Below are 14,958 nucleotides of genomic sequence, written 5' to 3'. Positions count from 1 at the left end.
AGACTTTTCCACTTTGGAAGTGCCATCGCAAGACGCACATAACACAATCGAGTTCCCCAAAATCGTCAAGCCGATACACCACGAGATAGCGGCATCAGCTATCAATAAAAAACCTGATTCATCAAACAGGACAGCCTGCTACCGTGCAGGCTGCCTCGAGCTGAGTGAGAGCATCCGGATGAACGACCGAGGGTCTGAAACCTTTTTGCAGCAGACTTTGAACCTGAATCCGGTAGTTGACCGCTCATTTTTCAGCTCGTCGATCAGCCCATTTGTCAACCAAGTGCTATAACCGAAAAGGATTTTTCATGCCCTGTGAGCTTGATCTTTCTGGTGAGCTCACTCCATCCCGTCCAACTGCCGGATTCTGGTTGAAGCATGCAGCAGCGCTGGACTGCTTAGCTGTAAACCGATTTCCGTCAGCCGCGTTAGTCCGGATTTAACTTACTCTTTCGAGAATCCTATTTATGCTGGCGTACGCGGATACAAATACCGATTGTGCAAACAGGGACATTAAATTTCTTGAGGTTCGCCACCTGAATGGGCCTAACATCTGGACGCTTCGCCCGGTGCTCGAGGCCATTGTTGATATCGGAGATCTGGAGGATTTTCCGTCAAATACCATCCCCGGTTTTTACGAGCGCCTTTCGTCCTGGCTTCCTTCGCTGATCGAGCACCGTTGCAGCTATGGAGAGCGCGGTGGATTTCTGCGCCGACTCAAGGACGGTACCTGGACAGGTCACATTCTCGAGCATGTTACGCTTGAGCTGCAAAACCTCGCGGGCATGCACGGCGGCTTTGGCAGAGCCAGAGAAACTTCCTTGCGTGGCGTTTATAAGGTTGCCGTCAGCGCCTGGCATGAGAATATCGCGCGTAGCGCTCTGTCGGAGGCGCGTGAGTTGGTGCTGGCGGCAATGGGACACTTGCAGCCCAACGGCCAACCCTATAACGTCAAGGATTCCATCGAGCGCCTTCGCGACATGGTGGATTCACTCTGGCTGGGGCCATCTACCGCCTGTATCGTCGAGGCCGCTGCCATCCGCAACATTCCCGCCATTCGCCTTCTCGCCAAGGGAAATCTCGTGCAGCTCGGTTATGGCGCTCGAAGCCAGCGTATTTGGACAGCCGAGACCGATCTCACGCCGGCCATTGCCGAAAGCATCTCGCGGGACAAGGACCTGACCAAGGTGTTGCTTCAGTCCTGCGGTGTTTCAGTCCCTGACGGGCGCAGTGTTCATAGTGCGGAAGACGCATGGGCAGCCGCCCAGGACATAGGTTTGCCGGTCGTGGTCAAGCCCAGCGACGGCAATCATGGGCGTGGCGTTTTTATTGAGCTGAGCAGGCAGGAAGAAGTCGAGTCCGCTTATCGCGCTGCTTTGGAAGAAGGTGACGGCGTATTGGTCGAACGTTATATTCCGGGTACGGAACACCGCTTGCTGGTGGTTGGCGGACGCCTCGTGGCGGCCAGCCGAGGCGATTCGGTCTCAGTGATCGGCGATGGTAGATCAACCATTGACGAGCTGATACGCTACCAGATCAATTCAGATCCGCGCCGCGGGACAAGCGAAGACCATCCCTTGAATCCGGTCAGCATCGATGGCGTAACGATGATGGAAATCACCCGCCAGGGCTTCACCATCAATTCAATACCGCAAGCCGGTCTTGAAGTTCTGATTCAGCGTAACGGCAATCACGCTTTTGATGTGACTGACGAAGTACATCCCAGCATTGCCGCGGCTGCTTCACTTGCGGCCCGCATCGTCGGGCTGGATATTGCCGGCGTCGATCTCGTTGCCAGGGATATTTCCCGTCCACTTACCGAACAGGGAGGGGCGATTGTCGAGGTCAATGCCGGGCCCGGTTTGCTGATGCACATCAAACCTGTCATCGGTACGCCGCGTCCCGTTGGCGAAGCTATCGTCGAGCATCTCTTCCCAAACCAGGGAGACGGTCGGGTTCCGGTCGTCGGCATTACTGGCAGCTATGGTAAAACCACAGTGGCGCACCTTATCGCTCATCTACTCGCGTTGTCCGGCAAACATACCGGACTGGCATGCAGCGATGGGTTTTACCTCGACCGCAGGCAAGTCCATAAGGGCGATCATGCCAAATGGAAGACGGCTAACAACATCCTGACGAATCGTTCGATAGAAGCCGCGGTTTTTGAAAATGGCAGCGATAGCATTCTGGGTGAGGGCCTGGCCTACGACGGATGTCATGTAGGTATCATTACCAATGTCGAGCTGAAGCGGCACTATGGACGGCACTATATCGAAACCGCCAAGCAGGTTTTCGATGTACTGCGCACTCAAGTGGATGTGGTATTGCCCACGGGTGCGGCGGTACTCAACGCCAGGGAGGCAATGCTGGTTGAAATGGCTGCACTGTGCAACGGCGAGGTCATTTACTTCAGCCTTGATCCTGAGTTGCCTGTTATCAGGAAACATTGTTTAGCCGATACGGCGGAGATAAAAGGCGCACAGGCCAAGCGGGCCGTGATAGTTCGAGATGGTAAAATTCTGCTCGTTACCGGTTCCAGCGAGTTGGTACTGGGAGAGGTAGCGGATGTTCCGCTTACCCAAGGCGGCCATGCCGTTCCGGAAGTCGAGAATGTCCTGGCGGCGGTGGGCGCTGCATGGGCGCTCGGTATCGAACCGGCTCTCATACGTGTTGGGATTGAAAATTTCGCGAGCATCCAATAAGACATGGAAATCAAATGCATATCAGCAGCACCTCCGGATGAGCAAGAAGCACCAGGAGAACTTTCAATGAAAGTATCGTCTATCCGCGCATTGCGTGGGCCTAATTTGTGGAGTCGCCACACAGCCATAGAAGCAATAGTTTCTTGCGGTGAAACCGGATCTCTCGTAGAAACCAGAGGCTTCATGACACGGCTACGCGACCGATTTCCGCAAATCGATTTGCTCCAGCCGGCATTCCAGCCCGAAGCTGGGATCATGGCGCATGCGCTCGGGCGCGCTGCGCTTGGCCTGCAGACACAGGCCGGTTGCCCGGTGATCTTCAGTAAAACTACTCGCACGCTGGAAGCCGGCGTTTATCAAGTCATTGTCGAGTACAGCGAAGAATCGGTAGGCAGGCTTGCCATCGAATTCGCGTTAACCTTATGCCGTGCCGCCATTGAGGATACTTTCTTCGACATCGCCGATGCCGTCGGTCGTCTTCATGAACGGTATGAAGAGATACGTTTTGGGCCGAGTACCGGCGCGATCGTCCGTGCGGCTGTGGCACGCGATATTCCTTTTCGCCGGCTGACCGATGGCAGTATGGTCCAGTTTGGCTGGGGCAGTCGCCAGCGTCGTATTCAGGCTGCGGAGACGGGGCGAACCAGCCTCGTGGCGGAATCCATTGCGCAGGATAAGGAACTGACCAGAACGTTGCTGAGCAATGCCGGTATCCCGATTGCGGCAGGCAGACCGGTAGCGAGTGCGGAAGATGCCTGGATAGCCGCCTGTGAAATAGGCGGCCCGGTCGTTGTCAAGCCGCGGGATGGCAATCAGGGCAGGGGAGTAGGCGTGAACCTGACCAGCCGGGAACAGGTGGATGCTGCCTACGCGGTAGCGGCTGAGATCAGCGACGAAGTCCTGGTTGAGCGTTGTGTTCCCGGTAATGATTACCGCATGCTGGTGGTCGGCAATAAGTTGATCGCGGCTGCTCGGCGCGACCCGCCGCAGGTTGTCGGCGACGGCATGCACAGCATTAGCCAATTGGTTGAGCAGATAAATAGTGATCCGCGACGTGGTGAAGGTCATGCGAACGCACTGACTAAAATTTATTTTGACGAAATTACGGTTGCCCAACTGGCTACCAAGGGTTTGGCTCCGGAATCCGTGCCCTCTAGAGGGGAACGCGTTGTGCTGCGCAATAACGCCAACCTGTCTACCGGGGGAACAGCCACCGATGTCACCGATGACGTTCATCCCGAGCTTGCCGCGCGCGTGGAAGCCGCTGCCCGAATGGTAGGCCTCGATATCTGTGGCGTGGATATCGTCTGCGACAGCGTGTCGAATCCGCTTGAAGAGCACGGTGCCGTAATAGAGATCAATGCTGTGCCAGGCCTTCGCATGCATTTGCAACCCTCATTTGGCACAGGGCGTGCGATAGGAGAGGCGATTATCGCCAATATGTTTAAAGACGGGGATGACGCGCGCATCCCCGTTGTGGCGGTAACGGGAACCAACGGCAAGACCACCACCGTCCGCCTGATTGCCAATATCCTCGAATGTCAGGGCATGCGTGTCGGCATGACCAGTACTGACGGTGTCTATGTTGAAGGCCAGCGCATCGATACGGGCGACTGCAGCGGCCCGAAGAGTGCAAAGAAAGTTCTTCTTCACCCCGATGTCGATGCGGCGGTTTTCGAGACGGCGCGGGGCGGCCTGCTGCGCGAGGGACTGGGTTTCGATCGTTGCCAAGTAGCTGTGGTGACCAATATCGGTGGAGGCGATCATCTTGGCCTTTCACACGTCAACACGGTAGAGGATTTGACTGCCGTCAAACGCATCGTCGTTCAAAATGTTACACCGGGTACCGGCGTCGCCGTGCTCAATGCGGCTGACCCCCTTGTGGCAAGCATGGCAGCCCACTGCCCGGGTTCGGTCACATTTTTCGCCCGTGATCCCCGCAATCCCGTGATAGTGAAACATCGGGTGCGAGGCAAGCGCGTCATTTATCTCGATGGTGATTCGATCGTCGCTTCGGAAGCGGGTGTTGAACACCGCCTGACGCTGGCGGGAATTCCTCTCACGCAGAACGGGGCCATCGTATTCCAGATCGAAAACGCAATGGCTGCCACTGGAGCGGGCTGGGCGCTTGGTCTCGACTGGGAAGTCATACGTGCCGGGTTAGCTGGTTTTGTCAGCGACACGCAAACCGCACCAGGCCGTTTCAATCTCTTCAGCCACCGGGGCGCCACGCTTATTGCAGACTACGGCCACAATGCGGATGCAATCCGGGCGCTTGTGCTCGCTATCGACAAGATGCCGGCCAAGCGACGCTCAGTCGTGATCAGCGGCGCGGGTGATCGCCGCGACGAGGACATCCGTCAACAGACCAAGATTCTCGGTGATGCTTTTGACGAGGTGGTGCTTTATCAGGACAAGTGTCAAAGAGGCCGAGCCGATGGGGAAGTGCTGAGCCTGTTGCGGCAGGGTCTGAAGAATGCGAAGCGTGCCCGCGACGTCAAGGAGATTCGCGGTGAGTTTGTGGCGATCGATACTGCCTTTGCCAACCTGAAAGCCGGAGAGTTATGCCTTATTCTCATCGACCAGGTGGATGAAGCACTGGGATATATTACCCAGCGCGTAGTTGCCGGCTGACAAGCGGCGCTGGTGCACCGGCTGTGCTTGAGAGCAGCGCTACTGAATCGCAGATATGATACCGTGTAACGCGCAAACGCCTCCGCAGGACTGATCAAACGCAGCCGATCAGGTTTATACAGGCTGCGGTTGATATCATCTCTCGGTAACCGAGCATAGATTTGCAATCCACCGAGGTTAGCCATAAACTGAAATTCACGTTGAGATTGTTGCGCTGAGTTCGCTCGGCAACTATTTTTATTGCTTACCTTGGAAGGAGAAAAATCATGTCAGGAGATAGTATCTATCGAATTACAGAGATAATCGGGACTAGCCAGACCTCATGGGAGGATGCAGCCAGAAATGCCGTCGAGACGGCGTCAAAAACATTGCGCGACCTGAGGGTTGCGGAAATAGTAAAGCTGGATATGGTAATCGAGGATGGCAAGGTCGCTGCGTATCGTGCAAGAGTGAATCTGTCTTTCAAGTATGAAATCGAAGGCAAGTAACTGTTGTTTGGCCAAACTTCGGACTACCCTAGCATTATCGGCGCAAAAAAGGCGCTGATCGCGCCTTTTTTGTTTTGCTGCGTCGATGAGATCAACGCTTATACAGCAGCGGCAGCTTCTTCCTCAAACTGAAGTTTCACCTTGTTATCGGCACCGATGTCCACCGTCACTTTGCCACCGTTGGCAAGCCGTCCGAATAGTAGCTCATCCGCCAGGGCGCTGCGAATAGTGTCCTGAATGAGCCGGGCCATGGGGCGGGCGCCCATGAGAGGATCAGCGCCGTTTTTGGCGAGGTATTCTCTCAGCGCATCGGTAAATATCGCCTCCACTTTCTTCTCGTGCAACTGCGCTTCAAGTTGCATCAGGAATTTATCCACCACACGCAGAATCACGTCCCTATCCAGGGATGCAAAGGAAATGATCGCATCCAGCCGGTTGCGGAACTCAGGCGTAAACATGCGCTTGATATCGGCCATCTCATCTCCTGCCTGCGCACCGGTGGTGAAGCCCATGGACGATTTGCTGAGCACTTCAGCGCCTGCATTCGTGGTCATGATAATTACCACGTTGCGGAAATCCGCCTTGCGGCCATTATTGTCGGTCAACGTGCCGTGATCCATCACCTGCAGCAGGATATTGAAAATATCCGGATGCGCTTTCTCAATTTCATCCAGTAGCAGTACCGAATAAGGCTGCTTGATGATGGCCTCGGTGAGCAGACCGCCCTGGTCGAAACCGACATATCCCGGCGGAGCGCCGATCAGGCGTGAAACGGCATGCCGCTCCATGTATTCCGACATGTCGAAGCGGTGCAAATGAATGCCCAGTGCATAAGCCAGCTGCCGCGCCACTTCGGTTTTGCCAACACCGGTAGGGCCGGAAAAAAGAAATGAGCCGACTGGCTTTTGTGGATTGCCCAAGCCGCTTCTTGCCATCTTTATCGCCGCTGTCAGTGCATTGATGGCCTTGTCCTGTCCGAATACCACTGCTTTCAGGTCTCGATCCAGCACTTTTAGCGTACTCCGGTCATCGCTGGAGACATTCTGTGCCGGAATGCGCGCTATCTTGGCAATGATGCTTTCGATCTCATGTTTGCTGATCACCTTGCGCTGCTTCGACTTCGGCAGAATACGCTGCGCTGCGCCGGCTTCGTCGATGACATCTATCGCCTTGTCTGGCAAATGCCGGTCGTTAATGAAACGCGCCGATAACTCCGCTGCCGTGATGAGCGCTATGGCCGTATATTTGACGCCATGGTGCGCCTCATAACGGGCCTTCAGGCCGCGTAATATGGAAACCGTTTCTTCCACGCTGGGTTCAAGTACATCGATTTTCTGAAAACGACGCGATAGGGCATGATCTTTTTCAAAGATTCCCCGGTATTCGCTATAAGTCGTGGCGCCGATACATTTCAGCTGGCCGGTATTAAGTATTGGTTTAAGAAGATTGGACGCATCCAGCGTGCCACCCGAAGCCGCCCCGGCCCCGATCAGCGTGTGAATCTCATCAATGAAAAGAATAGCATTGGAACTGTCGAGCAACTGTTTTAGCACCGCCTTCAGTCGCTGTTCGAAGTCCCCCCGGTATTTAGTCCCGGCCAGCAGTGCGCCCATATCCAGCGCATAAACCTGGTGATGCGCAAGAATTTCGGGAACGTCATTTTCGATAATCCGCCTTGCCAGTCCTTCCGCGATGGCGGTCTTGCCCACGCCCGCTTCACCCACCAGCAAGGGATTATTCTTGCGGCGGCGGCATAGCGTCTGTATCAGGCGTTCCAGTTCCCGTTCACGTCCGATCAACGGATCGATCTTGCCGGCTAGCGCGAGGGAGTTGAGATTGACCGCGTAACTTTCCAGTGCGCCGCCCGCGCTCATTTCCTGCTCGGTATCGCCTTCGCTTTCGGATTTCGCAGGACTTCCCTGGGATACCTTGCTGATGCCATGAGAAATATAGTTCACCACATCGAGCCGGGTGATGCCTTTCTGATGAAGAAAATAAACTGCGTGGGAATCCTTCTCTCCAAATATCGCTACCAGTACGTTGGCGCCGGTGACTTCTTTTTTCCCGGAAGACTGGACATGCAGAATCGCGCGCTGGATCACGCGCTGAAAACCTAGCGTAGGCTGTGTATCCACTTCGCCGCTGCCGCCAACGGTAGGTGTGTTCTCAGTAACGTGCTCAGTCAGCAATCGACGCAAATCGTCCATATCCACCGAGCAGGCGCGCAGCACTTCTGCGGCGGTCGGATTGTCGAGCAGAGCCAATAACAAGTGCTCGACCGTTATGAACTCATGCCGCTTCTGCCGCGACTCGACAAACGCCATGTGTAAACTTACTTCCAACTCTTGGGCAATCATTTTACGTCTCCTCCATCACGCACCTTAGCGGATGTTGATGCTGCCTCGCAAATGCGACCACCTGCTCAACCTTGGTGGTAGCTACATCGTTGGGATAAACTCCACATATTCCCGCTCCATCCATATGTACTTTGAGCATGATTTGGGTTGCCTGTTCTCGACTCTTTGAAAAAAAAGTCTGCAACACGGCCACCACGAAATCCATAGGCGTGAAATCATCATTCAGCAAAATCACCTTGAACATTGGCGGTGGTTTGAGTTTACTCTTTTTAGCCTCCAGTACAACATCTCCATGATTCCCTGCTTTCATGTCTCCAGTCTCGCTATTCATCAGTTAGAGCGAAATGGGCAAGTTTCTGCCTCTTGATATAATATTTGACGATTACACTGAAATATTCAAGTACCTTCAGAAAATTATTCTGTTGCACTTATATAAAATAAGTGAATTGAGCACTTGACTTGAATACTAGAGTTGCGTAAAACTGCTCTTGGCGTTTGGCTTCAAGTTCTCTGCAGTACCGGTTACAGCCGTTTTGCGGTCTTGAAACTCAAACAGTGTTCGGGTTTCCGGCCCGGTTTTTTTATATAGGAAGCAAAAATGGCAACTGGTACAGTAAAATGGTTCAACGACTCAAAAGGTTTCGGTTTCATTACACCGGATGATGGTAGCGAAGATCTATTCGCTCACTTCTCCGCCATCAATATGTCCGGATTCAAAACTCTTAAAGAAGGTCAAAAAGTAAGTTTTGAGGTTACTCAAGGTCCGAAGGGCAAGCAAGCTTCAAATATTCAATCTGCTTAACGCTTGACGATTCCATGCTGACGTGGTTAACCGCGATCATGCTGTAATCCAATACAAAATGTAATTTAATACAAAATTATATAAAGCCCCTTGCCGGAAATCGCCAAGGGGCTTTTTTAATCATGAGCTATGCCGGCATGTGCTCAATCAACGCCTGTCCGAACCCCGAACACGAAACCTTATGCGCATTGGTCATCTGACGCGCAAAGTCATAAGTCACAATTTTATCCTGGATCGTTTTCTCGATCGCCTCGATAATCAGGTCTGCGGCCTCGATCCAGCCCATATGCCTCAGCATCATCTCCGCGGATAGTATGATCGACCCCGGATTAACCTGATCCTTGCCCGCATATTTTGGCGCAGTGCCATGCGTTGCCTCGAAAATTGCAATCGAGTCGCTGAGGTTTGCCCCTGGAGCGATGCCGATACCGCCGACTTGTGCCGCCAATGCGTCGGAAATATAGTCGCCGTTCAGGTTCAGCGTGGCGATGACATCGTATTCCTCGGGACGCAGCAAGATCTGTTGCAAAAAAGCATCCGCGATCACATCCTTGATTATGACGCCTCCTTTGTCCTCCGGTAGCTTCATCCACGGGCCACCATCGAGCAGGCTGGCCTTGAATTCTCTTGCGGCCAGTTCATAGCCCCAGTTCTTGAAGGCGCCCTCGGTGTATTTCATGATATTACCCTTGTGCACGAGGGTTACAGAGGGCCGCTTATTGTCGATTGCATACTGTATTGCCTTGCGTACCAGTCGCTCGGTGCCCTCTCTGGAAACGGGCTTGATACCGATTCCCGATGTTTGCGGGAAACGTATTTTGGTTACACCCATTTCCGTCGTTAAAAAATTAATCATCTTTTTCGCATTTTCTGACTCAGCTTCCCATTCAATCCCGGCATAAATGTCTTCCGAATTTTCGCGGAAAATTATCATATCGGTTTTTTCAGGATTCTTTAACGGACTGGGTACACCCTGAAAATAGCGCACAGGACGCAGGCATAGATATAAATCAAGTTCCTGCCGCAAAGCGACGTTAATCGAGCGAATACCCCCGCCTACCGGGGTGGTCAGCGGCCCCTTGATGGAAACCGCATATTCCGCCGCGGCTTGCAGTGTTTCATCTGGAAGCCAGACATTTTCACCATAAATACGAGTGGCTTTTTCGCCGGCATAAATTTCCATCCACGTAATCTTGCGCTTGCCGCCATAACTGCGACTTACCGCGGCATCCACCACATCCTTCATTACCGGTGTAATATCCACGCCGATACCATCGCCTTCTATATAGGGAATAACGGGGTTATCCGGCACACTCAGGGAAAAATCAGCGTTTACGCGGATTTTCGTGCCTTCGGCTGGCGTCTTGATGTGCTGGTACATGGTTTCTCCAATATGAGTGTTCGATGGTTGTAGCGGTTAGTGGTGGAGTTTGTCGTAAACAGTAAACGAGTAAACGGAAAACTGGCTAGTCAAACCCCTACATTTTACCCGGGTTTGGAAGAGAAGCGCTAACATGCTTCTTTTCGTCTGGAACGAACCGGGAGTCGATGCTACCAGGCAAACGTGAGAAAGCATGCGGATTGCAGCGTTGAGTCGCCCGCTCCATCTCGGCTGGATATGCTGGCGACATCGGTATCCGCTCGATTTCACGGAAATCGATTTCTCGGAAAAATCGTTAACAGCGATATTTCCGAGCCTATGTAAAAATAGCCAGGCTCGTCGGAGAGCAGTGCCCATCCCACTTGCTGTTTCTTTCCCCTGATCAGGGCGCTAGAATGCCGGCTGCAATATATCCTTGTATCCGATTTTTCCAATAAACGAAGTTAAAGATTATGATCTGGAAACCCAACGTCACCGTTGCAGCAGTCATCGAAAGAGAAGGAAAGTACCTGCTTGTCGAGGAACAAACGGGTAGCGGTTTACTGTTCAACCAACCGGCGGGCCACCTGGAGCCGGGTGAATCGATCATTCAGGGCGCAATTCGGGAAACCCTGGAGGAAACGGGCTACACGTTTGTCCCGCAATCGGTCCTGGGTATCTATCACTGGCACTCCGAGACGGACAACATTACCTTCATTCGTTTTGCTTTTAATGGTTCCGTCATCGATTTTGATCCGGATCGGGTATTAGACACGGGTATAGTGCGCGCGGGGTGGTTCGGCATCGAGGAAATCCGCGAGACGGCCTATTGCCATCGCAGTCCGTTAGTAATGAAATGCATCGAAGACCATGTGGCCGGAAAGCACTATCCACTGGAAATCCTTTCACACGCATACGCGTCCGACTGCCGGGTTTAGGTTTAAACCATGAGCAGAACGCGCGTAGTCGTTGGCATGTCTGGTGGGGTTGATTCATCTGTCGCCGCTTTGCTGTTGAAACAACAGGGTTACGACGTAGTCGGCCTCTTCATGAAGAATTGGGAAGATGACGACACCGATCAATACTGCTCGTCCCGGCAGGATTTGATCGATGCCGCATCGGTTGCGGATATTATCGGGATCCCGCTGGAAGCGGTAAATTTTTCGGCCGAGTACAAGGAGCGGGTATTCAGCCACTTCCTGGCGGAATACCAGGCCGGGAGAACGCCCAATCCGGATGTGTTATGTAACGCCGAGATCAAGTTCAAGGCATTTCTTGAACATGCTGCCGGGCTCGGCGCCGACTTTATTGCTACCGGTCATTATGCCCAGGTGCAAGAAAAAAACGGAATGTTCCAGTTGTTGAAAGGTGAAGACGGAACCAAGGACCAGAGCTATTTTCTCTATCGTTTGAATCAGGCGCAGTTATCCCGGACCCTGTTTCCGATCGGTCATCTTTACAAGCGCGACGTACGCAAGATCGCCAGAGATTACAAATTACCCAATTTTTCCAAGAAAGACAGCACCGGGATTTGTTTTATCGGTGAACGGCCTTTCAGGGAGTTTCTACATCGCTACTTGCCGCATGAGCCGGGTGAGATAAAAACGCCGGCTGGCAACGTCTTGGGCGAGCATACCGGCTTGATGTACTACACCATCGGTCAGCGGCAGGGGCTGGGTATTGGCGGAACAAGAGAGGGCGGTGGCGAACCCTGGTTCGTCGCGAACAAGGATATAGCGCGAAATGTCCTGATCGTGGTGCAGGGGCACGATCATCCTGATTTATTCAAGCCCTCGCTTACCGCAGCCGAACTGACATGGATAAGCGGCGATGCGCCTCATTGCAACTGGGTTTATGCGGCCAAGACCCGTTATCGCCAGGCGGATGCGCCTTGTGCAATCGCCTATGTCGATCACAGTAAATGCGAAATCGAATTTGCTCAGCCGCAGTGGGCTGTGACACCGGGACAATCCGTGGTGGTTTATGAAAGCAAGGTATGTCTTGGGGGAGGGATAATTACAGACGATCAAGCGAGGGAATGTGAATAAGGATTCCCTGAGCCATTTATCAGGCTACCGGGACTGTCTCCATGAAGGCGGCGCGCTTTTCCAGCCTGTCGGAAAGATCGGCAAGATTGGGAAAGGTATCGCGCCAGTCGATTTGAGGAAATCGAAAAGCCAGGTAACCCAGCGCGCATCCCACTGCAATATCGCCCAGCGTATAGACGTTCCCGTCGCACCATTTTTTATCGCTCAGTTCGTGAGCAGCGGTTTCCAGGCCCCGCATCACTTTTTTCTGCTGGCGGGAAATCCACTCCACGCTTTGTTGCGCGTCATTCCGTTTACGTTCGAGGAATATTGCGGCGGCGGCGTCGCAAATGCCGTCCGCTAGCGCCTCCCAGCGTTTGACCATGATTCTGCGCCGGTTGGATTCAGGAAGTAAACGGGATACCGGATTGACACTATCGAGATACTCGACAATCACTCGCGAGTCGAACAGGCTGGTGCCGTCATCCATAATCAGCACTGGCACTTTTCCAAGCGGGTTGTGATCCGATACGTGACTATCGGCGTTCCAGGGAGCCTCCAGCTCAAAAGTATAACCGATGTGTTTTTCAGCCAGAACGATGCGCGTCTTGCGAACGTAAGGACTCGTGAGCGATCCGATAAGCTTCATGATCAGCCTTGAGGGGAATTATCAAAAGGCATTATATCGGCTTTCCGCAGCGCAGTGCATGACATAGTCTGGGCGAGTACCTATGCTGGCTGCCTGTCGGGCTTGAAGAATCGCAGCGGAAAAGTGAACGGGGGAGGGCGGGTTTTGAGGATTTTGAAGACCAGTAGTTATTTCTGTTTGGCCGAAAAAGCGGCAAGATATGAACCGTCCAGCCGCTTTTGCAGCCGATTTCCTTTAAGTCCGACAGACTGCTAGAATGCCCTACCGGTGACAATAACCCGGAAACAGAACATGAATTCATCTTTTCTTACCGCACTCTCTCCCCTGGATGGGCGTTATAGCGCAAAGGTCGCAGACCTGAGGCCGTACTTCAGCGAGTTTGCGCTGATCCGGTACCGTGTCCAGTTGGAAATAGAATGGCTCAAGGCCTTGAGTAACGCACCAGGCATCGCCGAAGCTCCGCCATTTTCTCCCGCCACCATTGCACAGCTTGATGCTCTCGCGACGAATTTTTCCGAGGCCGACGCGGACGCGGTCAAATTCATCGAAGCAAGAACCAACCACGACGTCAAGGCGGTTGAGTACTGGCTCAGAGAGCATCTGATCAAGAATGCCGAGGGCGCGCGTATCGCGCAATTCATCCATTTTGCGTGTACGTCGGAAGACATCAATAATCTCTCTCATGGATTGATGCTGATGCACAGTCGCGACAGGGTGATGCTGCCGGCATTGGGAAAAATCATCGGCAGGCTCATACAAATGGCGCATGCAATGGCTGATACGCCCATGCTCGCCCGAACGCATGGTCAACCCGCCACCCCCACTACAGTTGGCAAGGAACTTGCCAATTTCGCATATCGCCTGCTGCGGGCGCGTGAACGGCTGGCGGGCGTGGCCATACTGGGAAAAATCAATGGCGCGGTAGGCAACTTCAACGCTCATCTCGCTTCATACCCCGGTTTCGGCTGGGAAAAATTCGCGCGGGAGTTTGTAGAAAAACTTGGCCTGAAATTCAACCCCTACACGACGCAGATCGAACCGCACGATGCAATGGCGGAGTTATTTGACGCCTATGCCCATGTCAATACAGTGCTGCTGGATTTTAATCGCGACATGTGGGGGTATATTTCTCTTGCCTACTTCAAGCAAAAAACCAGAGAAGGTGAAATTGGTTCTTCAACGATGCCGCACAAGGTCAATCCGATAGATTTCGAAAACTCCGAAGGCAATCTCGGCATTGCCAACGCCTTGTTGCGCCATTTGAGCGAGAAGCTTCCGATATCCCGTTGGCAGCGTGACCTAACGGACTCCACTGTGCTTCGCAACATGGGGGTAGCGTTGGGGCATACATTGCTGGCATATGGCTCCTGCAGCAACGGATTGAGCAAGCTGGAAGTCAATCCGGAACGTTTGATGGAAGATCTTGAAAATGCCTGGGAGGTCTTGGCCGAGCCGATCCAGACGGTAATGCGCCGCCATGGCATATCGGATTCTTATGAGCAGTTGAAAGAGTTGACTCGCGGCAAGGAGGGTATCAATAAAGAGACATTGCATAAATTTATCGATGATCTCACCCTGCCGGAAAGCGAAAAAATACGCTTACGCAAAATGATGCCACAGAATTATATTGGCGATGCCGCTGCGCTGGCCCGAAAAATCGGCATTGAAAACAGCTGATTCTTGAGTGCCGGTTTATTTCCGATCTTCGGCTTGGCGAGTGGGTACAAGCTGAAGATACAAGGCGGCGCAGCGTCCGTGATGTTTTCCGGTCTCTCAGCAACATGCCCAACCGAGGTCTTGCTCAGTCTGCCGTGATATTCCCCATCAGCCTGTCGAGCTTGAAGAATCGCAGCCATTTCCTTTAATGGCCAACATTATTAGAGCTTGAAATTGAAAAAACTATCCCGATATAGTGATGAACGAAATTAGGAGAAGCGCC

Annotated in this window: 11 protein-coding genes; 7 read left to right on the top strand and 4 right to left on the bottom strand. The window is 53.0% G+C overall.

The genetic code is table 11. The features are described 5' to 3' along the window. The first annotated feature begins 467 nt into the window (after positions 1–467). The 3 genes from cphA (KJS40_RS11350) to KJS40_RS11340 all read left to right on the top strand — a co-directional run bounded on the left by cphA (KJS40_RS11350) (position 468) and on the right by KJS40_RS11340 (position 5,824). Entirely contained in the window at positions 468–2,702 is a 2,235-nt protein-coding gene (cphA, locus tag KJS40_RS11350) for a cyanophycin synthetase (protein ID WP_213537842.1), read from the top strand. 66 nt (positions 2,703–2,768) lie between these two features. Next, positions 2,769–5,336: a cyanophycin synthetase gene (gene cphA / locus KJS40_RS11345; protein WP_213537840.1), complete on the top strand. Its 2,568-nt coding sequence runs from the start codon at positions 2,769–2,771 to the stop codon at positions 5,334–5,336. 266 nt (positions 5,337–5,602) lie between these two features. Beyond that, positions 5,603–5,824, top strand: a complete 222-nt coding sequence (locus KJS40_RS11340; protein WP_213537838.1) for a dodecin family protein — start codon at positions 5,603–5,605, stop codon at positions 5,822–5,824. Positions 5,825–5,922: 98 nt separating this feature from the next. Here KJS40_RS11340 and clpA read toward each other — a convergent pair whose 3' ends face one another. Beyond that, a complete protein-coding gene (gene clpA, locus KJS40_RS11335) occupies positions 5,923–8,181 on the bottom strand; it encodes an ATP-dependent Clp protease ATP-binding subunit ClpA (RefSeq protein WP_213537836.1) in 2,259 nt (752 codons plus the stop codon). Position 8,182: 1 nt separating this feature from the next. Next, positions 8,183–8,491, bottom strand: a complete 309-nt coding sequence (gene clpS, locus KJS40_RS11330) for an ATP-dependent Clp protease adapter ClpS (protein ID WP_025041880.1) — start codon at positions 8,489–8,491, stop codon at positions 8,183–8,185. 288 nt (positions 8,492–8,779) lie between these two features. On the opposite strand from clpS, the gene KJS40_RS11325 reads away from it, so the two are divergent. Continuing rightward, the gene (locus KJS40_RS11325; RefSeq protein ID WP_004174375.1) at positions 8,780–8,983 is read left to right on the top strand and encodes a cold-shock protein; all 204 of its coding nucleotides are present in this window, start codon (positions 8,780–8,782) and stop codon (positions 8,981–8,983) included. Between the two features lie 127 nt (positions 8,984–9,110). Here KJS40_RS11325 and icd read toward each other — a convergent pair whose 3' ends face one another. After that, on the bottom strand, positions 9,111–10,364 hold the full coding sequence (icd, locus tag KJS40_RS11320) for an NADP-dependent isocitrate dehydrogenase (protein WP_213537834.1): 1,254 nt from the start codon (positions 10,362–10,364) through the stop codon (positions 9,111–9,113). 452 nt (positions 10,365–10,816) lie between these two features. Here icd and KJS40_RS11315 point away from each other — a divergent pair, with 452 nt between their 5' ends. Both KJS40_RS11315 and mnmA read left to right on the top strand, forming a co-directional pair. Next, positions 10,817–11,281 carry an NUDIX hydrolase gene (locus tag KJS40_RS11315; protein WP_213537833.1) on the top strand — a complete coding sequence of 155 codons (465 nt, stop codon included), beginning with the start codon at positions 10,817–10,819 and terminating at the stop codon, positions 11,279–11,281. Positions 11,282–11,290: 9 nt separating this feature from the next. Further along, positions 11,291–12,391, top strand: coding sequence for a tRNA 2-thiouridine(34) synthase MnmA (gene mnmA, locus KJS40_RS11310; RefSeq protein ID WP_213537831.1), 1,101 nt, complete (start codon positions 11,291–11,293; stop codon positions 12,389–12,391). Positions 12,392–12,410: 19 nt separating this feature from the next. Here the strand turns inward: mnmA and KJS40_RS11305 are convergent, their stop codons facing one another. After that, positions 12,411–13,019, bottom strand: a complete 609-nt coding sequence (locus tag KJS40_RS11305) for a glutathione S-transferase (protein ID WP_213537829.1) — start codon at positions 13,017–13,019, stop codon at positions 12,411–12,413. 291 nt (positions 13,020–13,310) lie between these two features. Between KJS40_RS11305 and purB the strand changes: the two genes are divergently transcribed. Beyond that, positions 13,311–14,696 (top strand): adenylosuccinate lyase, encoded by a 1,386-nt coding sequence (purB, locus tag KJS40_RS11300; RefSeq protein ID WP_213537827.1) that lies wholly within the window; start codon positions 13,311–13,313, stop codon positions 14,694–14,696. Positions 14,697–14,958 lie beyond the last annotated feature (262 nt).

It is taken from the genome of Nitrosospira sp. NRS527, from assembly GCF_018406445.1.
Classification (GTDB): domain Bacteria; phylum Pseudomonadota; class Gammaproteobacteria; order Burkholderiales; family Nitrosomonadaceae; genus Nitrosospira; species Nitrosospira briensis.
Note: the sequence above shows the minus strand (reverse complement) of the source record. Positions and strands in the feature narration are given on the sequence as shown.